The following is a 19,211-nucleotide window of genomic DNA, read 5'->3' as shown; positions in this document are numbered from 1 at the left end:
TCAAGGCGCGTCCGGCGATCCCAGGCTGATCCCGTCCCGGATGCGGCGGAAGTCGGCCAGGGCGGCCGGCATGGCCGCGCGCGTGGCGGTGCAGGCCAGCGCCACGCGCAGGGCCGGCGTGTCGAGCAGGGCGGTGTAGCGCAGCAGCGCCGCGTCCGCGGCCGGCGCCACGTATTCGACGCCGTGCGCGCCGGCCGATTCGAATGTGCGGCGTTCCTGCAGTTCGCGGCCCTGCGCGGCTTCGAGGGTTTCGTCCGCGGCCAGCCGGGCGGCTGCCGACAGCGGCGCCTCGCGGCCGGGATGGGCCGTCAGCGCCTTGCGCGCGGTGTTAAAGCCGATGGTGCACCGCTCTCCGCTGGCATCGCCCACCCTGACCAGCAGGTCGAATTCCGCCGTCCTGCCGCTGGGCAGGATGCGGTAGGGGGCGGGCACGGTCACGCCGTAGCCACGCGCCGGGTCGGCGTAGCGGTGCGCGGCGGCGGCCGGCGGATTCTCTTGCGGCGCTTCCAGTTCGAAGCGCAGCGGCAGCATCAGGATTTCCCTGTCGCCGGTCATGTCGGCGGCGAAGGCGGGCAGCGGCCCGGCGCGCCGGACCATGGCGGCTGCGGCGCGGTCCACTGCCGCATGGCCGGAGCTGGCGGCCACTTCGATCTTGTCTATCCCGCCGTCGGGCAGGATGGTGAGGCGCAGTTTCAGGCTGAGCGGGCCGGGCAGGCCGTCGGCTTCCTTGGGCATGGTCAGGTGGCGTTGCAGCTGGCGCGCCGCGGCGCCGCTCCATTCGGCGCGGGTGGCCGGCGCGGCGGCGGCCGCGGCGGATACGCACAGCGTGAATGCGGCCATGGCCGAGGCGCGCAGCAGCCGGTTCATGCGGGGAGTCTCCTGGGTCGGGGCGCCGACGGGCGGGCGCAACGGCGCAGCATAACCCGCAAGCGCGGCGTACGGCGTCAGGCCTGCCCCTGCGCCAGTTCGTCGAACAGCAGGTCGCCGCCCATCTGGCCGCCCTTGAGCATCAGCTCCATGCCGTCGATGCGCGGGTCGTCGCTGCGCGCGACGCTGACCGTGACGCCGGGCGCCAGCACGCAGCGAAACGCCAGGCCCCACAGGCCGAGGGCGAGGGTGGCCTGGCTGGAGGTGTCGCCGCCGGCGATGCCGACGCGGCCCAGCCGTCGGCCCGCCTGCGCGCAGCCCCGCACGATGGCGGCGGCAAGCTGCGCGGTGGCGCGGGCGGTGGCGGCGGTGTGCGCGGCGCTGGGGGCCTGCTCGGGCCGGTCGGTATGGACCAGCACGTTGCGGCCCTGAACCAGCGCGGCGACGGCCTCGCGCGACTGCGCGGCGGCGTAGCCGGGGTCCGAGAGCAGCCGTTGCACGGAGAGCGGCTGGCGCGCATAGCGCCGGCACGCGGCGATCTGCTGCGCGGTGACCGGCGACAGGCTGCCCGCCACCACCAGCACCGGCCCCGAGGCCGGCGCCAGCGGTGCGTCGACGGCGGCGGCGCGGCCGCCCGGCATGGCGCGGGCCAGCGCCTGCTGCACGCTGCTGGGGCCGACCGCCAGCAGCGGCAGGCAGGCGGCCGCGCGCCAGATGAGGCGGCCGATCACCGGGAGCTGCTCGTCGTCGATCAGGTCCAGCAGCAGGGGGCCGTCGGCGGATTCGACGACGCCGTCGATCCAGTCTTCCAGCACGGGCGCGTCGGCCGGCCGGCGCAGGCGCGGGTAGTCGGTGTGCGGCACCGACCGGATCTCGCGCAGGCCTTGCGCCGCGAGGTGCAGCCGCAGGTCGGCTTCGTGCATGGGTGTGACCGGGTGCGCGCGCATGACCGGGTGGCGGTCGATGCGGTGGATCGCGGGGGCGCCGCCGGCGCGGGCGAAGAGCTGCGCGAAGCTGCAATAGCGCCCGATGCTGGGCTGCCCGCCCACGATGGGCACCAGCGGGTTGGGCATGTGGCGGCGCAGCGCCTGGATGGCGGCGGCGATATTGCCGACGTGCGGCGCGCTGTCGAACGTGGAGCAACACTTGTAGTGCAGCACGCGCACGCCGCGCCCGGCCATGAAGCGGCCCACGGCGTCGAGCTCGTCCTGCATTTCGGCTGGCGGCATGGCGCGGGCCGCGCCCGCGATGCCGATGGCGTCCAGCGCGCCGGCGCGGCTCAGTTGCTGCGGCGTCGGCACGCCCAGGAACAGCAGGCTGCGCAGGCCGGCGCGCGAGACTTCGGCCAGCGTGTCGGTGGCGCCGGTGAAGTCGTCTCCGTACCAGCCCACACGCGGCGGCGCGGGGCCGCGCTGGTCGCGGGTCATGCGCGGTTTCCGAAGAAGTCCAGCGCCCGTTGCAGTTCGGGCGCCTGGCGCGCGTAGTCCTGCAGGGCCTGTCCTTCGCGCGCGGCCTGCCAGGCCTGGCGGATGCTCTGCACGCCGGCGGCGGGGCCGTCCGGGTGGGCCAGGATGCCGCCGCCCGACATGAACAGCAGGTCGTCGCTGCGCACCGCCGACCAGGTGGCGGGCACGGTGCCGGCCCACTGGCCGGACGAGAACGCCGGCATCACCGCGTCGTCGATGCCGAAGGTCAGCGCAGCCAGGCAGTCGCGCGCGGCGTCCACTACTTCCTGGTCGTCCTGCGAGAACTTGCCCTGCAGGCCGTGCACGTGCATGTGGTCCACGCCCGCCAGCCGCCACAGCGTCTGGTAGGCCTGGAATCCCACGCCCAGCATGGGGTGGCGCGACAGCGCGCCGTAGCCGTTGCGGTGGCCGTGCAGCGCCAGCGGCGTGCTGCGGCGCAGGGTCTGGACGGCGGAGTAGCCGCAGTGGTTCAGGCTGACCATGGCGCAGCTGCCTTGCTCGCGTTCGATCAGCTCGGCGTGGCGGCGCATGGCGTCGGTTTCGTCGCTGATGTTGAACGCCACCATGACCTGGCGGCCGGTGCGTTCGCGGTGCGCGCGCACCACGGCCATCACGGCGGCCACGCGCTGCGCCAGCGGGGCATGGGCCGGGTTGGCGCAGACCTCGTCGTCCTTGATGAAGTCCACGCCGGCGGCGCACAGCTGCGCCACCAGGTGCGCGGTCTGCTCGGGCGAGAGGCCGACGTTGGGCTTGATGATGGTGCCCACCAGCGGCCCGCTGGCCACGCCGGTCAGGGCGCGCGTGCCGGCGATGCCGGCCCGGGGCATGTCGAACTGGGCGCGGTAGTTGGCGGGCAGTTCGAGGCTTTCCAGGCGCAGGCCGGTGGCTTCGCCCAGGTCGTACAGGTTGCCGCCGACGGTGGCTGCCAGCGTGGGCAGGTTGGCGCCGACGTTGGCGACCGGAAAGGCGATGCGCACCCGCGCGCGCCGGTAGCGCGCCGGCATGCCGCCCGGCTGGCGCGCCAGCCAGGCGTTGGGCAGGCTGGGGGCGCTGACGGTCTCCAGTTCCTCCAGGGATTCGATGCGCGCGCGGGCGCGCGCGCGCAGCTCGTCGGTTTCGCCCTGCACCCGCGTGAAGGTGCCGCAGGACTGCTCGCCGGCCATGACCTCGGCCACCCGGGCGGGGTCCAGCGGGGTTTCGATCAGGTAGGTGGCGGTAAACGATTGGGAGTTCATAGGGCGATGGGCGGGCGCTTCAGAGTCGGCTCAGGTCGGGGAAGGGGCGCACGGGGTCCTTGCCGTCCCAGTCGCGCGCGCTGTCGCGGATCAGGTCGAACAGGCGGCCCTTGGGGCCGGCCACTTCGGACAGCTCGATCACGGTGCCGGGGTGGTACTCGGTATCGAAATAGATGAAGCGTCCTTTTTCGCCGACTTCGCCGCTCATCTTGGGCTTGAAGCCCTGCGCCAGCAGGCGTTCGAGATCGGCGTCGTAGTCCTCGGTCCAGTAGGCCACGTGCTGCAGGCCGGTGCGGCCGGCCTGCAGGAAGTCGCGGTACATGGAGGGCACGTCGTTGCGGGTCTGGATCAGCTCGACCTGCACGTAGCCGGAGTTGGCCAGCGCCACCGAGTTGTGCGGCTCATGGCTGGCGCCGTCGTAGCGGTAGTTCACGATGGGCACGCGCGGGTTGTAGTACCAGGGGCCCACGCCCAGCGTGGCGCTCCAGTAGTCCATGGCGGCTTCGATATCGTGCACCACGTAACCGAGTTGGCGGATTTCGCCCAGGAATCGACTCATGATCGGACTTTGCAGCTTTGAGGGTTGGAAAGCGCGGGGCCGCGGCCCCGCGGGAGACTTACAGGAAACCGATGGAGAACCAGGGGAAGGCCGCCACGATCACCAGGCCGATGAGCAGCGCGGCGACGTAGCCCCAGATCGGCCCGATGCCTTCGTTGGGATCGACCCGGCTGATGGCGCAGGCGCCGTAGTAGCCCACGCCGAACGGCGGCGCGAACAGGCCGATGCCCATCGCGAAGATCACGACCATGGCGTAGTGCACCTCGTGCACGCCGGCCTGCTGCGCGATCGGGAACAGCAGCGGGCCGAACAGCACGATGGCCGGTATGCCTTCGAGCACGCTGCCCAGGATGATAAAGGCCACGATGGACACGGCCAGGAAGCCGTACGAGCCGCCGGGCATGTCGGCCATCAGGCGCGCCAGGTCGCCGGAGAATCCCGATTGCGTCAGCGCCCAGGCCATGGCGGTGGCGCAGCCCACGATCAGCATGATGGCGCCGGACAGCGAGGCGGTCTCGATCAGCATGGGCTTGAGGCGGGCCCAGTCGAAGCGGCGGTAGATCAGCAGGCCGATGACCACGGAATAGACGATGCCGATGGTGGAGACTTCGGTGGCGGTGGCCACGCCTTCGACCACGGCCGCGCGGATCACGAAGGGCAGGGCCACGGCGGGCAGGGCGATCACGAAGTAGCGGCCGATTTCGCGCAAGGTGAAGCGCTGGGCCAGGCTCAGGTCTTCCTTGCGGTAGCGCCACCAGACCACCGAGCACAGCGCCAGGCCCAGCACCACCGCCGGCAGCAGGCCGCCGGTGAACAGCGCCGCGATCGACACGCCGGTGACCGAACCGATGGTGATGAGCACGATGGAGGGCGGAATGGTCTCGGTCTGGGCGCCGGTGGCCGACAGCAGCGCCACCAGGTCGCCCGGCTTGGCGCCGCGCTTCTGCATCTCGGGAAACAGCACCGGGGCGATGGCCGCCATGTCGGCGATCTTGGAGCCGGAAATGCCCGACACCAGGTACATGGCGCCGATCAGCACGTATGAGAGGCCGCCGCGGACGTGGCCAAGCAGGCTGGCCAGGAACTGGATCATGGCGCGCGCCATGCCGGTCATCTCGATCAGCGAGCCCAGGAAGATGAACAGCGGCACCGCCAGCAGCATCAGATGCGACATGCCTTCGTCCAGGCGGCCCACCATCACCAGCATGGGGGTGTTGGTGGTCAGCGCCAAGTAGGAGAAGGTGGCCAGCGCGAACGAGAACGCGATGGGCACGCCGGCGAACACGGTGGCTGCGACGATGCCCACGAAGAAGATCACCAGGTTCAGCTTGCCCAGCGTAGAGAAAAGCGGCTGGGCCAGCCAGAACAGCCCCACCACGGCCGCCGCGCCGGCCAGCGCCGCCAGCATCTGCGGCAGGGTCTGGGTACGCGCCAGGCGCAGCAGCGCCACGATGGCCATCAGCCCCATGCCGACCGGAATGGCGGCGGCGCGCCAGGCGTTGCTCAGTTCAAGCGCCGGCGTGACGATGAAGTGTTCTTCGTGCGCATACTCGATGGCCGGGGCCAGGATCAGCGCCAGGAAGGCCAGCGAGGCCGCCAGCGCCGCCGTTTCCAGCTGCGCGCGGCGCGCGGGGCCGACGTTGTTGACGAAGGCCGTCATGCGCATGTGTTCGCCGCGCCGCAGCGCCACGACCGCGCCCAGCATGGACAGCCACAGGAACAGGATGGACGCCAGTTCGTCGGACCAGACCAGCGGGCTGTGCAGGGCGTAGCGCGCGACCACGCCGGCGAACAGCACCGCGATCTCGACCAGCACGATGGCCGCCGCCGCGTGTTCGACCACGCAGCCCAGCAGGCTGTCTATTGCGCCGGCGGCCCGGCGCAGGGGATGGGCCGGCAGCAGGGGCGGCGCGGCGTGGGGAGCGGACAGGGAGGACATGGCGCGACCTCAGGCCAGTTTGCCGACGGCCTGCTCCAGCAGGGTCCAGGCCTCGTTGCCGAAGCGGCCCTGCCATTCCTTGTAGAAACCGGCGTTGCGCAGCTGCTGGCGGAAGCTGTCTGCCGAGGGCTGGTTGAACAGCAGGCCCTTGGCTTCCAGGTCGGACTGCACCGACGCGTTGAGCTTCTTGATGTCCTCGCGCTGCGCCAGGCCGGCCTCGTTGATGCCGCGGGCGACGACCGTCTTGAGGTCCTGCGGCAGGCCTTCCCACATGCGGCCGTTGGCGATGAACCAGTAGCCGTCCCAGATGTGGTTGGTGAGCGAGCAGTACTTCTGCACTTCGTACAGCTTGGCGACCTGGATGATGGGCAGCGGGTTTTCCTGGGCGTCGACCACCTTGGTCTGCAGCGAGGAATAGACTTCGCTGAACTGCAGGCTGGCCGGCGCGGCGCCCAGGCCCTTGAACATGGAGATGGGCAGCGAGCTCACCGGCACGCGGATCTTGAGGCCGTCCATGTCGGCGGCGGTCTGCACCGGCGCCTTGCTGCTGGTGGTCTGGCGAAAGCCGTTGTCCCACATTTTTTCGAAGGCGTAGAGGCGGCGCTGCGCGATGGCGGCGCGCACGTGCGCGCCCAGCGCGCCGTCCATGGCGTTCCAGACCTGGTCGTAGTCCTTGAAGGCGAAGCCCACGGCGTTGATCGCCGCCACCGGCACCTGCGTGGCGATGACCAGCGCCGACGGCGTGAAGAAATCGATGCCGCCCGAGCGCACCTGCGCCAGCATGTCGGTGTCGCCGCCCAGCTGGTTGTTGGGGAAGATCTTGATGTCCACCCGGCCATTGCTTTCCTTGAGGATGCGTTCGGCCGCTTCCTGGGCGCGGATGTTCAGCGGATGGGTGACGGGCAGGTTGTTGCCGTACTTCAGCGTGTAGTCGGCGGCGCGCGCGATCATCGGGAAACCGCTGGCCAGGGCCAGGGCGGGAACGGCGCCCAGGCGGCGCAAGGCACTGCGGCGGGTCATCAGCTTCATGGTTGTCTCCATAATCGTGGTTATGATGTTTTTTGATGCGCCACAAAAGTGCCAATCCCATGCGGCAGACTGGACAATAGTGAATAGGCGCTATCATCGTCAAACTTCTTTAATGATGGTTTTTGATGTGAATAGAAAACCTTCCGAACGCAGGCTGGCGCGCCTGGCCGACGTGGCCGCGCGAGCCGGCGTCTCCACCGCCACGGCCGACCGGGTGCTGAACCGCCGCCCCGGCGTGCGCGCCAGCACCGCGCAGAAAGTCTTTCGCGCCGCCATCGAGCTGGACTACCTGCCCGAACAGGAAATCCTCGCGGCCGCCGCGCCCGAGCCCATGCGCCTGGTGTTCCTGCTGCCGCGCGGCAGCAACCGCTATCTGCGCATGCTGGGCGACACCGTCAACTACGCGCACGAGCACTTCGCGCCGCTGAACGCCAAGTGCCAGGTCGAATACGTCGAGAGCTTCAACCCCGACGCGCTGGCCCAGGCGCTGGCCAGGCACGGCCGGCGCGCCGACGGCATCGCGTTCATGGCGCTGGAGCATCCGGTGGTGCGCGAGGCGGTCGACGCGCTGGCGCAGCAGGGCGTGGCGACGGTGACGCTGATTTCCGACATCGCCAACTGCGCGCGCGCCGCCTACGTGGGGCTGGACAACCGCGCGGCAGGGCGCACCGCGGGCTACCTGATCGCGCGCTTCATCGGCTCGCGCGCGGCGCACGTGGCGCTGATCGCGGGCTCGCGCCATTACCGCGCGCACGAGGAGCGCGAGGGCGGCTTTCTGCAGCTGTATGCGGAACAGTTCCAGGCCATGCAGGTGGTCGACCTGCGCGAGGGCTACGACGACGCCCAGCGCAACTACGAGCAGACGCGCCAGCTGCTGGAGCAGTATCCGCAGCTGGCCGGCATCTACAACATCGGCGGCGCCTCGGACGGCGTGGCGCGCGCGTTGAAGGAGGCCGGCCTGCAGCACCGGGTGGTGTTCATCGGCCACGGCCTCACGCCCGACACCCGCTCGCTGCTGATAGACGGCACCATGGACGCGGTCATCACGCAAAGCCCGATGGAGGCGCTGATGAGCTGCGTGCGGATCTTCTCCAACCTGCGCGACAGGCGCAGCGCGATGAACGGCGTGGAAATGGCGCGCAGCCAGGTGATATTCCGCGAGAATCTGCCGTGAGGTCAGCCGATCTCGACCGTGTCGGCGTTCAGGCGCGCGCGCCAGGCGCGCAGCCGCTGTTCGGGGTATTGCACGCAGCTGCCGTCGGCCAGCCGGAAATGCTGCTTGTAGAGCGGCGAGGCGACCACCAGCTCGCCGTCCAGATGGCCGACGATGCCGCGGCCGATGACGTTGGCGCCGGAGCGCGGGTCGCGGTTCTCGATGGCGTAGACCTCGCCCTCGGCGGCCTGTGGCACGTAGAAGAGCGCGATCTGCACGCCGTCGACCAGCGCCACCACGCCGGAGTGGGGCACCAGGTCCTGGCGGCGGCACACCGGACGCCAGGCTTGGGGTTCGTTGACCAGGGCGTCCATCAGGCAATCTCCTCGGCGATGGGGATGACGCGGGCGGGGGCGGGCCGCGGTTGGCCGCGCTCCTGCACGAAGCGGATGTCGGGGTCGGCGGCGTCGTCGTTGACGAAGGTGCGGAAGCGCTTGAGCTTTTGCGGATCGTTCAGCGCGTTGGCCCATTCGCATTCATAACGGTCCACCACCAGCTGCATCTGCGCTTCCAGCTCGGCGCACAGGCCCAGGCTGTCTTCCAGCACCACCTGCTTCAGGTAGTCCAGCCCGCCCTCCAGCGACTCGCGCCAGGCGGCGGTGCGCTGCAGCTTGTCGGCCGTGCGGATATAGAACATCAGCAGCCGGTCGATGACGCGGATCAGCATGGCGTCGTCCAGGTCGGTGGCGAACAGCTCGGCATGGCGCGGGCGCATGCCGCCGTTGCCGCAGACGTAGAGGTTCCAGCCCTTCTCCGTGGCGATGACGCCGATGTCCTTGCTCTGCGCCTCGGCGCATTCGCGGGTACAGCCGGAGACCGCGAACTTGAGCTTGTGCGGCGCGCGCAGGCCCTTGTAGCGGTGCTCGATGTCCAGCGCCATGCGCACGCTGTCCTGCACGCCGTAGCGGCACCAGGTGCTGCCCACGCAGGACTTCACCGTGCGCGTCGATTTGCCGTAGGCGTGGCCGGTCTCGAAGCCGGCGGCGATCAGTTCGCCCCAGATGGCGGGCAGTTCGTGCAGCTGCGCGCCGAACAGGTCGATGCGCTGTCCGCCGGTGATCTTGGTGTACAGCCCGTATTTCTTGGCGACGGTGCCGATGGCGATCAGGCCGTCGGGCGTGATCTCGCCGGCGGCGATGCGCGGCACGATGGAGTAGGTGCCGTTCTTCTGCATATTGGCCATGAAGGTGTCGTTGGTGTCCTGCAGCGGCACCAGGGCCGGGTCCTGGATGGGCCGGTTCCAGCACGACGCCAGGATGGAGGCGACGGCGGGCTTGCAGATTTCGCAGCCCAGCCGGCCGCGTCCGTGGCTGGCCAGCAGTTGTTCGAAGCTCTCGATGCCGCCGACCCGCACGATGGCGTAGAGCTCCTGGCGCGTGTAGGCGAAGTGTTCGCACAGGCTTTTGTCCACCGCCACGCCGCGCGCGGCCAGTTCGTGTTCCACCACCTGCTTGAGCAGGCCGGCGCAGCCGCCGCAGCCCGAGGCCGCCCGGGTGCAGGCCTTGACCGCGCCCAGGTCGGCGCAGCCGCCGTCGATGGCCTGGCGGACGGCGCCCTTGCTGACGTTGTGGCAGGAACAGACCGTGGCCGAATCGGGCAGGGCGTCCGCGCCCAGCAGCGGCGCCGCCTCGCCGCGCGGCAGGATCAGGCTGGCCGGGTCGGCCGGCGGGGCGATGCCGTTCTGCACGTATTGCAGCAGGGTGTCGTAATAGCTGTTGTCGCCCACCAGCACCGCGCCCAGCACGCGCTTGCCGTCGCCCGAGACCACCAGGCGGCGGTAGCCGGCGCCGGCCTCGTCGATATAGCGGTAGCTGCGCGCGCCCGGCGTGGCGCCGTGGGCGTCGCCGATGGAGCCGACGTCCACGCCCAGCAGCTTGAGCCGCGTCGACATGTCGGCGCCGGCGAAGGGCTGCGCGGCCTCGCCGCACAGCGCGGCGGCGGCGGTGCGCGCCATCTGGTAGCCCGGCGCCACCAGGCCGTACACGCTGCCGTTCCAGGCCGCGCATTCGCCGATGGCGTAGATGTGTTCGTCGCTGCTGCGGCAGAAGTCGTCGATCGCGATCCCGCCGCGCTCGGCCAGCGTGAGCCCGGCCTTGCGCGCCAGCGTGACCTGCGGCCGGATGCCGGCGGAGAACACGATCAGGTCGGTCTCCAGCGGCGCGCCTTCGGCGAAGCGCATGCGGTAGCGGTACTGCGTGCCGGGCCGGATGTCCTGCGTGGCGCGCGACAGGTGCACGCCCACGCCCAGCGCCTCGATGCGGGCGCGCAGCGCCGCGCCGCCTTGCTCGTCGAGCTGCACCGGCATCAGGCGCGGCGCGAATTCGACCACGTGCGCCTGCAGGCCCAGGGATTTCAGCGCGTTGGCCGCCTCCAGGCCCAGCAGTCCGCCGCCCACCACCACGCCGCGGCGCGCGCCGTCGGCGGCATGGCGGATCTGGTCCAGGTCGTCGAGCGTGCGGTAGACCAGGCGCGAAGCGCCCTCGGCGCCGGCTATCGGCGGCACGAAAGGATGGGAGCCGGTGGCCAGCACCAGCTTGTCGTAGGCATAGCGGCCCGCGGCGGTGACGACCTCGCGCTGGCGCCGGTCTATCTCCAGCACCGGCGTGCCCAGGTGCAGCGTGACGCCCGGGTGTTCGTAAAGCCCGGCCGCGCCCAGCGCCATCGATTCGGCGTCGCGCCCGTTCAGGTACTCGGACAGGTGCACGCGGTCGTAGGCGCGGCGCGGCTCGTCGCCGAAGACGTGGATGCGGTAGCGTTCCAGCGCGCCCAGCGCGATCAGCTGTTCGACGCAGTGGTGGCCCACCATGCCGTTGCCGACGATGACGAGGGTTTGCAGGGAATCGCTTGCTGCCGATACGTTCATGGGAAATCCCCGGTTCCGAAAAGACGAAAAGCGCCTTGGACCTTGCGGTCGAGGGCGCCTTTGCCGGTGTTGCTCGAATTGTCGTGTGCGGCGGACTTGCGGCCCGCCTGCCAGGATTCAAAGCAAAGTCCATGCCAGCTGGCGCGCGCGGGGGAGTACGCGGCCGGCCCGTGCGCGCGTGCGGCGGGCTGCTTCATTGCGGTGCATAGTGTTGTGCGCGCCGCACCTGTTTGGCGCGGGGCGCGCCGTCAGCCGAAGGCGGCGCGCACGGCGGCGAAGGCGGCGTCCACCAAGGGGTCGGCGCGCCGCGAGGCCTGGGTGATGAAGGACAGTTCCGCCTGGATCGACAGGCCCTTGATCAGCAGCACGCCGTTGGCCTGGGATTCGCGCAGCGCGATGGAATCGCGGGCCAGCGACAGGCCGACGCCCGAACGCACCAGGTCCAGCATCGAGGCTTCCTGGTCGACCTCGGCCACCGCGTTGGGCGCGATGCCCAGGGCTTCGAACCGCGCGGCCAGCAGGCGATGGTGCACGGAATCCGGGGGCGTCCAGATCCACGGAAGCGCGGCGATCTCGGCCCAGCCGCGGCCGGCCACCTGCGCGCCCCAGCCCTTGGGCGCGACCACGCTATACGTGAACGAAGCCAGCGGCAGCGCCTCCAGCCCCGCGGCCGCGTCGCCCGGCGCGCCCAGGAAGAAACCCACGTCCAGCTCGCCCGCGCGCACCAGCCTGCCCACCGAGCCGGACATGCCGTGGCGCAGCGTGGGACGGATCTTGGGATAGTGCTCGACCAGGTGCTGCAGCGTGGCGCCCAGCCGCAGGAATTCCGGGTCCAGGATGGTGCCGATCCGCAGCTCGCCCTGCACGGTGTCGCGCAGCGCGCCGATGGCGCGCTCGAAATCGTCCAGCGCGTCCAGCACCCGCTGCGCCGCCGGCAGCAGCGCGCGGCCGTCGGCGTTCGGCGCCAGCCCCTGGGCGGTGCGCGCGAACAGCGCCAGGTCCAGCGATTCCTGGAAATTCTTGAGCTGCAGGCTGAGCGCGGGCTGGGTCAGGTGCAGCTGCTCGGCCGCGCGCGTCAGGTTGCCGGCGCGGGCCACGGCGGCGAAGCTGCGGATATGCTTGAGATCCATGGCTGGATGGGGGCGGGGAAGTCGAGCTTTATTAAAGACGCTTATAAAGCGTTTTTCAACAATTCATTGGACAGGCGCGCAGCACTGCGCCAGAGTCATGGCAAAGTCCGGCATCCGCCCGGGCATGAAAATAAGAAGCGCTTATGGAGACATACGACTACATCATCGTGGGCGCGGGTTCGGCCGGCTGCGTGCTGGCCAACCGGCTCAGCCGCGATCCGTCCGTGCAGGTGCTGCTGCTGGAGGCCGGCGGGCGCGACAACTACCACTGGATTCACATCCCGGTGGGCTATCTGCATTGCATCGGCAATCCGCGCACCGACTGGATGTACCGCACCGTGGCCGAGCCCGGCCTGGGCGGCCGTGCGCTGATCTACCCGCGCGGCCGCGTGCTGGGCGGCTGCTCGTCGATCAACGGCATGATCTACATGCGCGGCCAGCGCGAGGACTACGAAAACTGGGCCGCGCTGTCGGGCGATCCGGCCTGGAGCTGGGACCAGGTGCTGCCGGTCTTCAAGCGCAGCGAAGACCACCATCGCGGCGCAGACGAGTTCCACGGCGCGGGCGGCGAATGGCGGGTGGAGCCGCAGCGGCTGCGCTGGGACATCCTGGAGGCTTTCGCCGAGGCGGCGGAGCAGGAAGGCATCCCACGCGTGGCGGACTTCAACCGCGGCGACAATTTCGGCAGCGGCTACTTCGAAGTGAACCAGCGCCGCGGCTGGCGCTGGAACACGGCCAAGGCCTTTCTGCGGCCGGTGCGCCAGCGCCCGAACCTGCGGGTGGAAACCGGCGCGCTGGTCGAGCAGCTGGTGTTCGAAGGCAAGCGCTGCGTGGGCGTGCAGCTCAAGCGCGGCGAGACCGGCGCGACGGTGCGCGCGCGCCGCGAAGTGGTGCTGGCGGCCGGCGCCATCAACACGCCGCAGCTGCTCGAATTCTCGGGCGTGGGCGAGCCGGCGCGGCTGCGCGAAAGCGGCATCGCGCTGCGCCACGCCCTGCCCGGGGTGGGTGAAAACCTGCAGGACCATCTGCAGCTGCGCGTCATCCTCAAGGTCGACGGCGTCAAGACCTTGAACCGCATCGCCTCCACCTGGTGGGGCAGGGCGGGCATCGGCCTGGAATACCTGGTCAACCGCAGCGGCCCGATGAGCATGGCGCCGTCGCAGCTGGGCGCCTTCGCCAAATCGGACCCGGGCCAGGCCCGCGCCAACGTCGAGTTCCACGTGCAGCCCCTGTCTTTGGGCGCCTTCGGCGAGCCGCTGCACGGATTCGACGCCTTCACCGCCAGCGTCTGCAACCTGCGGCCCACCTCGCGCGGCAGCGTGCATGCGCAGGGCCCGCAAGGCGCGGGCCTGGCGCCGGTGATCGCGCCCAACTACCTGAGCACCGAGGAAGACCTGCGGGTGGCGGCGGATTCCATCCGCCTGGTGCGCCGGATCGCCGCGGCGCCGGCGCTGCAGCGCTACCGACCGCAGGAATGGCTGCCGGGACCGGCGTACGAGAACGAAGCCCAGCTGCGCGAAGCGGCAGGCAAGATCGGCACCACGATTTTCCATCCGGTGGGCACCTGCGCCATGGGCCGCGACGCCGACGCCGGCGCGGTGGTCGACGCGCGGCTGCGCGTGCATGGGCTGGAGGGGCTGCGCATTGCGGACGCGTCGGTGATGCCGCTGATCACGTCGGGCAACACCAATTCGCCGACCATCATGATCGCCGAACGCGCGGCCGACCTGATCCGCGCGGACGCGGGGCAGGCCGCGTAGCGAAGGTCAGCGCAGCGAGCGGTACATGTCCTGGCGCTGCGGGTGGGTCAGCATCACTTGCCAGAGCTGGCCCTCGCGCGAGCGGAAAAAGCCCGCGCAGCACATCAGGTAGTACTTCCACATGCGGTAGAAGCGCTTGCCGTAGCGCGCTTCCAGCGTGGGCCAGGCGCGCTCGAAGTTCTCCCACCAGGCCATCAGCGTGCGGTCGTAGTCGGCGCCGAAGTTGTGCCAGTCCTCGATGATGAAACGGCCTTCCACCGCCGTGGCGATTTCGCGCGCCGAGGGCAGCTTGCCGTTGGGGAAGACGTAGCGGTCGATCCAGGGATCGGTGCTCTGGCTGGTGGCGGCGATGCCGATGGTGTGCAGCAGGAAGGCGCCGCCGGGCGCCATCAGGCGCTGCACGTGGGTGAAGTAGGTGTCGTAGTTCTTGGGGCCGACGTGCTCGAACATGCCGACCGACACGACCTTGTCGAAGCTGCCTTGCAGGTCGCGGTAGTCCTGCAGCAGCAGTTGCACCGGCAGGCCCTGCACGCGCTGCTGCGCCAGCGCCAGCTGTTCCTTGGAGACGGTCACGCCGGTGACCTTGACGCCGTAGCGCTCGGCCGCGAACTTGGCCAGCCCGCCCCAGCCGCAGCCGATGTCGAGCAGGGTTTCGCCCGGCTTGAGCTGCAGCTTGCGGCAGATCATGTCCAGCTTGGCTTCCTGGGCCTGTTCCAGGGTCTCGGCATGTTCCCAGTAGGCGCAGGAATAGATCATGCGGCTGTCCAGCATGGCTTCGAACACGTCGTTGCCGGCGTCATAGTGCTGTTTGCCGACCTCGAACGCGCGGCTCTTGGACTGCAGGTTGAAGAGCTTGTGGCGCAGGTGTTCGGCGATCAGCTTGAGGCGCGCCAGGCCCAGCGCCGCCGATCCCACGTCGGCGCGCAGCAGGCGGGTGAAGAGCTCGTCGAGCTGGTCGCAGTCCCATTCGCCGTCCATGTAGGACTCGCCCAGGCCCAGCGACCAGCTTGCGAACACGCGGTCGTACATGTGCTTGTCGTGGACGCGGATGTCCCAGGGGCGCGTACCGTTGATCTGGACGTCGGCGCGGGCCAGGACGTCCTGCAACACTTTGGGGGCTTGGGGAGGGGGGAGGCTGACGGCCTGCTCATCGGTGGTCAGCGGGGAGGCGGGACTGCTTTGCTGCATACGGACTCCATATCAATTTGGGAAGACTGATCTGGCAATGCTCGAGGCTGCGTACTTTGGCGCGAAACGGCGGGCAACTCCAATTTAAATGTTGGATCGCGCCGATAGGCTAGCGTAATTCACCTTCCGCCCGGCGGGTGGGGCGTCGATCCGGATGGCGTGATCGTAGCGACGCGCGCTCCGATAGTCCAGGGCCGCGGTCCGAGTTCGGCGCCATCCTATAAGATACCCGCCTGACGCGCCGTGTCGGCGCGCGGACTTGTGGAGTGCATCGATGCAGGACGCCCGCCTGGAACCCCGTTTGGAATTCGTCACCTGCGCCAGCCCGGCCGGGCTGCATCGCATGGCCTATTGGGAATGGGGCGATCCGGCCAACGACGAGGTGCTGGTCTGCGTGCACGGCCTGACCCGCAGCGGCCGGGATTTCGACACGCTGGCCCGCCGCCTGGCCGACCGTTACCGGGTGGTCTGCCCGGACGTGGTGGGCCGGGGGCGTTCGGACTGGCTGAGCAACCCCGCTTTCTACACCGTGCCGCAGTACGTCTCCGACATGGTGACCCTGCTGGCTCGCCTGCGCCCGGCGCGCCTGGCCTGGCTGGGCACCTCCATGGGCGGGCTGATCGGCCTGGCGCTGTCGGGCGCCGCGGTATACGCGCAGGCCATGCTGGCGATGCGCCCGCATGCGGGCATGCTGCCGCCGTCCGAAGGCCTGCGGCTGGACAAGCTGGTGCTCAACGACGTCGGCCCGCGGCTGGAGACCGGCGCGCTGGCGCGTATCGGCCAGTATGTGGGCGAGCCGGCCGAATTCGAGTCGTTCGACGCGGCCGTGGCCGCCATGCGCGCCAACTCCACGACGTTCGGCCCGCATACCGACGCGCAATGGGCCGAGCTGGGACGCTATCTGTACCCCGAACAGGGCGGCAAATGGGTCAAGCACTACGACCTGGCGCTGGCCCAGGCCCTGGCCGCGCAGACGCCGCAGGAACTGGCCGCCGGCGAGCAGATCCTGTGGCGCGCCTATGACACCGTGGCCTGCCCCATCCTCATCGTGCGCGGCGAGCAATCGGATCTGCTGACCCGCGCCACGGTCGAAGAAATGCTGGCGCGCAATCCGCGCGCGCGGGCGCACGAAGTGGCCGGCGTGGGCCACGCGCCCACGCTGATGGCCGACGAGCAGGTCGAGCCGGTGGCCGCGTTCCTGCTGGGTTAGCGCCCTGCCAAACCAGGGACGGACACGGCGCTATCCACGCTGGCGGGGCTTCTCTACAATAGCCCCATGAACGCGCGCACCCTGAATATCGACCTGCATTGCCATTCCACCGTCTCGGACGGCGCGCTCGCGCCGCGCGACGTGGCGCAGCGCGCGCATGCCAATGGCGTGGACGTCTGGGCCCTGACCGACCACGACGAGGTCGGCGGCCTGGCCGAAGCCGCCGCCGCGGCGCGCGAACTGGACATGGAGTTCGCCACCGGCGTCGAGATCTCGGTCACCTGGGCCGGCCTGACGGTGCACATCGTCGGGCTGCGCTTCGATCCGGCCGACCAGACGCTGATCGAAGGCCTGCGCAAGACCCGCGCCGGCCGCGCCGAACGCGCCAAGCGCATCGGCGAACGCCTGGCCGAGATGGGCATGCCGGGCGCCTACGAAGGCGCGCTGCCGTTTGCCGGCAATCCCGAACTCATCAGCCGCACGCACTTCGCGCGCTACCTGGTCGAGGCCGGCTATTGCCCCGACGTGCAGACCGTATTCAACAAACACCTGGGCGACGACCGTCCCGGCCACGTGCCCATGCAATGGGCCACGCTGGCCGAAGCCGTGGGCTGGATACGCGGGGCCGGCGGCCGCGCCGTGATCGCGCATCCCGGCCGCTACAAGTACACGCCGCTGCAGTTCGCCGCGCTGTTCGACGAGTTCCTGCAACTGGGCGGCGTCGGCATCGAGGTCAACACCGGCAGCCATACGGTCGAAGAGGCCCGCCACTACGCGGACGTGGCGCGCCGCTACGGCTTTCTCGCCTCGCGCGGCTCGGACTTCCACAGCCCCAAGGAAAGCCGGATGGACCTGGGCCGCCTGCCGGCGCTGCCGCCGGACCTCAAGCCGGTCTGGCACGACTGGTTCTGACCCGGGCGGCGGCCCGTCCGCCACGCCCGCCATGCTATCGACTGTGACCGCGCCCAACGGCGCAACCGCCATGAACAAAGCATTTGTTAAAGAATCCGATCAAGAGGACGACGACGATCTGCCGCAGGCCCAGGCGCTGCCGGCCGGCACCAAGAACTACATGACGCCCGGCGGCTACGAACGCCTGCGCGGCGAGCTGGCGCACCTGATGAACGTGGAGCGTCCGGCCGTGGTGCAGGTGGTGTCCTGGGCCGCGTCCAACGGCGACCGCTCGGAGAACGGCGATTACCTCTACGGCAAGAAGCGGCTGCGCGAGATCGACCGCCGCATGCGCTTTCTGACCAAGCGGCTGGACTTCGCCGAGGTGGTCGACCCGGCCGCCCAGCCCAACCGCGACCAGGTTTTCTTCGGCGCCACGGTGCTGTATTCCGACAAGGCCGGCGAAGAGCACCGCGTGACCATCGTGGGCGTGGACGAGGCCGAGCCGCTGGCCGGCAAGATCAGCTGGATCTCGCCGGTGGCGCGCGCCCTGATCAAGGCCAGGGAAGGCGATACGGTGGTCTTGCGCACGCCCGGCGGCATCGAAGAGCTGGATATCCTGGAAGTTTCTTACCCGGCGTAACGGGGCCGCCTCAAAAAAAATACGGGCGCCGGCTCGTGGCCGGCGCCCGTTGGCGGGCGGGATCTGGCGTCCCTGCCTCGGTTGGCGGCTTGCGCCGCCGGTTCCCCTGGGGCTTGCTGTGTTCTTGCGGGCTTACTTCTTGCGGCTGGCGATGGACTTTTCGGCCAGGTTCACCAGGTCTTCGCCGATCTGCTTTTTCCACTTGTCGTAGACGGGCTTGGTGGCCTTGACGAAGGCTTCATGGTCGGCCTGCGACAGCGAGGTGACCTTGACGCCGTGGCCCTCGATCTCCTTGAGCAGCGACGGGTCCTCGGGCGTCACGCCCTTGCGCGCGATCACGATCTGCTGCTTGCCGGCGTCCAGCGCGGCCTGGCGCACGATGTCGCGGTCTTTCTCGGACCAGGAATTCCACACCTCGCGGTTGACCACGAAGATCAGCGGGTCGGCCACGTAGTTCCACAGGGTCAGGTACTTCTGGCCCACGGTGTAGAGCTTGGAGCCGGTGTAGATGGACAGGGGGTTTTCCTGGCCGTCCACGGCGCCGCTGGCCAGCGCGGGCTGGGCGTCGGCCCAGCTCATCTGGGTGGGGTTGGCGCCCAGCGCGGTGAAGGTGTCGATATACAGCGGCGAGCCCACCACGCGCAGCTTCATGCCCTTCATGTCCTCGGGCTTCTTGATCTCGTGCTTGGAGTTGCTGAGCTGGCGGTAGCCGTTCTCGCCCCAGGCCAGCGGCACCACGCCGGCCTTTTCGATCAGCTTGAACATCTGCTTGCCGACCTCGCCCTGCACCAGCGAGTCGATGGCGGCGTAGTCGGGCATCAGGAAGGGCAGGGAGAACAGGTTGAGCTGCTTGACCTGCGGCGACCAGTTGATGGTGGAGCCCACCGCCATGTCGATCACGCCCTGGCGGATGGCGGTGAATTCGCGGGTCTGGTCGCCCTGGACCAGCGAGGTGCCCGGGTAGACCTTGATGTTGATGCGGCCCTCGGTGCGCTCGCGCACCAGGTTGGACCAGATTTCGGCGCCCTGGCCCCACGGGAAGGTGGTGCCCACGACGATCGAGAGCTTGTATTCGGACTTGTAGTTCTGGGCATGCGCGGGCGCCATGCCCGCCACTGCCGCCGCGCACAGGGCGGCGCCGATCAGGTTGCGGAACTTCATGTTGCGTCTCCTCTCTTTGCTAGTCTGTCTGTTGTTGTGTAATGCAGGTCAGCCGCT

General features: G+C 69.6%; 16 protein-coding genes. 5 read left to right on the top strand and 11 right to left on the bottom strand.

Annotated features, from left to right (window positions below):
• The 6 genes from C1I89_RS06880 to C1I89_RS06855 form a co-directional block, all read right to left on the bottom strand.
• Nucleotides 1-867 carry a TonB family protein gene (locus C1I89_RS06880; RefSeq protein ID WP_102772053.1) on the bottom strand — a complete coding sequence of 289 codons (867 nt, stop codon included), beginning with the start codon at nucleotides 865-867 and terminating at the stop codon, nucleotides 1-3.
• A gap of 77 nt (nucleotides 868-944) precedes the next feature.
• Nucleotides 945-2,294 carry a four-carbon acid sugar kinase family protein gene (locus C1I89_RS06875; protein WP_102772052.1) on the bottom strand — a complete coding sequence of 450 codons (1,350 nt, stop codon included), beginning with the start codon at nucleotides 2,292-2,294 and terminating at the stop codon, nucleotides 945-947.
• Nucleotides 2,291-3,568 carry a ribulose-bisphosphate carboxylase large subunit family protein gene (locus C1I89_RS06870; protein ID WP_102772051.1) on the bottom strand — a complete coding sequence of 426 codons (1,278 nt, stop codon included), beginning with the start codon at nucleotides 3,566-3,568 and terminating at the stop codon, nucleotides 2,291-2,293. The genes C1I89_RS06875 and C1I89_RS06870 overlap by 4 nt, the downstream gene beginning before the upstream one ends.
• 19 nt (nucleotides 3,569-3,587) lie before the next feature.
• Nucleotides 3,588-4,127, bottom strand: coding sequence for a VOC family protein (locus tag C1I89_RS06865; protein WP_102772050.1), 540 nt, complete (start codon nucleotides 4,125-4,127; stop codon nucleotides 3,588-3,590).
• Between the two features lie 58 nt (nucleotides 4,128-4,185).
• Nucleotides 4,186-6,066, bottom strand: coding sequence for a TRAP transporter large permease (locus C1I89_RS06860; RefSeq protein ID WP_102772049.1), 1,881 nt, complete (start codon nucleotides 6,064-6,066; stop codon nucleotides 4,186-4,188).
• 9 nt (nucleotides 6,067-6,075) lie between these two features.
• Nucleotides 6,076-7,095 carry a TRAP transporter substrate-binding protein gene (locus C1I89_RS06855; RefSeq protein WP_102772048.1) on the bottom strand — a complete coding sequence of 340 codons (1,020 nt, stop codon included), beginning with the start codon at nucleotides 7,093-7,095 and terminating at the stop codon, nucleotides 6,076-6,078.
• Between the two features lie 112 nt (nucleotides 7,096-7,207).
• On the opposite strand from C1I89_RS06855, the gene C1I89_RS06850 reads away from it, so the two are divergent.
• A complete protein-coding gene (locus tag C1I89_RS06850) occupies nucleotides 7,208-8,269 on the top strand; it encodes a LacI family DNA-binding transcriptional regulator (protein WP_102772047.1) in 1,062 nt (353 codons plus the stop codon).
• Between the two features lie 2 nt (nucleotides 8,270-8,271).
• Here C1I89_RS06850 and nirD read toward each other — a convergent pair whose 3' ends face one another.
• The 3 genes from nirD to C1I89_RS06835 all read right to left on the bottom strand — a co-directional run bounded on the left by nirD (nucleotide 8,272) and on the right by C1I89_RS06835 (nucleotide 12,301).
• Nucleotides 8,272-8,622, bottom strand: a complete 351-nt coding sequence (gene nirD / locus C1I89_RS06845) for a nitrite reductase small subunit NirD (RefSeq protein ID WP_102772046.1) — start codon at nucleotides 8,620-8,622, stop codon at nucleotides 8,272-8,274.
• On the bottom strand, nucleotides 8,622-11,171 hold the full coding sequence (nirB, locus tag C1I89_RS06840) for a nitrite reductase large subunit NirB (RefSeq protein ID WP_102772045.1): 2,550 nt from the start codon (nucleotides 11,169-11,171) through the stop codon (nucleotides 8,622-8,624). Before nirB ends, nirD begins: the two co-directional genes overlap by 1 nt.
• Nucleotides 11,172-11,419: 248 nt before the next feature.
• Nucleotides 11,420-12,301, bottom strand: a complete 882-nt coding sequence (locus tag C1I89_RS06835) for a LysR family transcriptional regulator (protein ID WP_102772044.1) — start codon at nucleotides 12,299-12,301, stop codon at nucleotides 11,420-11,422.
• Between the two features lie 143 nt (nucleotides 12,302-12,444).
• On the opposite strand from C1I89_RS06835, the gene C1I89_RS06830 reads away from it, so the two are divergent.
• Complete coding sequence (locus C1I89_RS06830; protein WP_102772043.1) at nucleotides 12,445-14,061, top strand: GMC family oxidoreductase; 1,617 nt, start codon at nucleotides 12,445-12,447, stop codon at nucleotides 14,059-14,061.
• Nucleotides 14,062-14,067: 6 nt separating this feature from the next.
• Here the strand turns inward: C1I89_RS06830 and cfa are convergent, their stop codons facing one another.
• On the bottom strand, nucleotides 14,068-15,249 hold the full coding sequence (gene cfa / locus C1I89_RS06825) for a cyclopropane fatty acyl phospholipid synthase (protein WP_102772042.1): 1,182 nt from the start codon (nucleotides 15,247-15,249) through the stop codon (nucleotides 14,068-14,070).
• A gap of 274 nt (nucleotides 15,250-15,523) precedes the next feature.
• On the opposite strand from cfa, the gene C1I89_RS06820 reads away from it, so the two are divergent.
• From C1I89_RS06820 to greB, 3 genes are all read left to right on the top strand, one after another.
• Nucleotides 15,524-16,459: an alpha/beta fold hydrolase gene (locus C1I89_RS06820; protein WP_102772041.1), complete on the top strand. Its 936-nt coding sequence runs from the start codon at nucleotides 15,524-15,526 to the stop codon at nucleotides 16,457-16,459.
• 66 nt (nucleotides 16,460-16,525) lie between these two features.
• On the top strand, nucleotides 16,526-17,371 hold the full coding sequence (locus C1I89_RS06815) for a 3',5'-nucleoside bisphosphate phosphatase (RefSeq protein ID WP_102772040.1): 846 nt from the start codon (nucleotides 16,526-16,528) through the stop codon (nucleotides 17,369-17,371).
• A 70-nt stretch (nucleotides 17,372-17,441) separates the two neighbouring features.
• Nucleotides 17,442-17,993 (top strand): transcription elongation factor GreB, encoded by a 552-nt coding sequence (greB, locus tag C1I89_RS06810; RefSeq protein WP_102772818.1) that lies wholly within the window; start codon nucleotides 17,442-17,444, stop codon nucleotides 17,991-17,993.
• A 132-nt stretch (nucleotides 17,994-18,125) separates the two neighbouring features.
• Here the strand turns inward: greB and C1I89_RS06805 are convergent, their stop codons facing one another.
• On the bottom strand, nucleotides 18,126-19,154 hold the full coding sequence (locus C1I89_RS06805; RefSeq protein WP_102772039.1) for a DctP family TRAP transporter solute-binding subunit: 1,029 nt from the start codon (nucleotides 19,152-19,154) through the stop codon (nucleotides 18,126-18,128).
• Between the last annotated feature and the right edge of the window lie 57 nt (nucleotides 19,155-19,211).

The sequence above is a fragment of the Achromobacter pulmonis genome (assembly GCF_002885955.2).
Classification (GTDB): Bacteria; Pseudomonadota; Gammaproteobacteria; order Burkholderiales; family Burkholderiaceae_B; genus Achromobacter; species Achromobacter pulmonis_A.
Note: the sequence above shows the minus strand (reverse complement) of the source record. Positions and strands in the feature narration are given on the sequence as shown.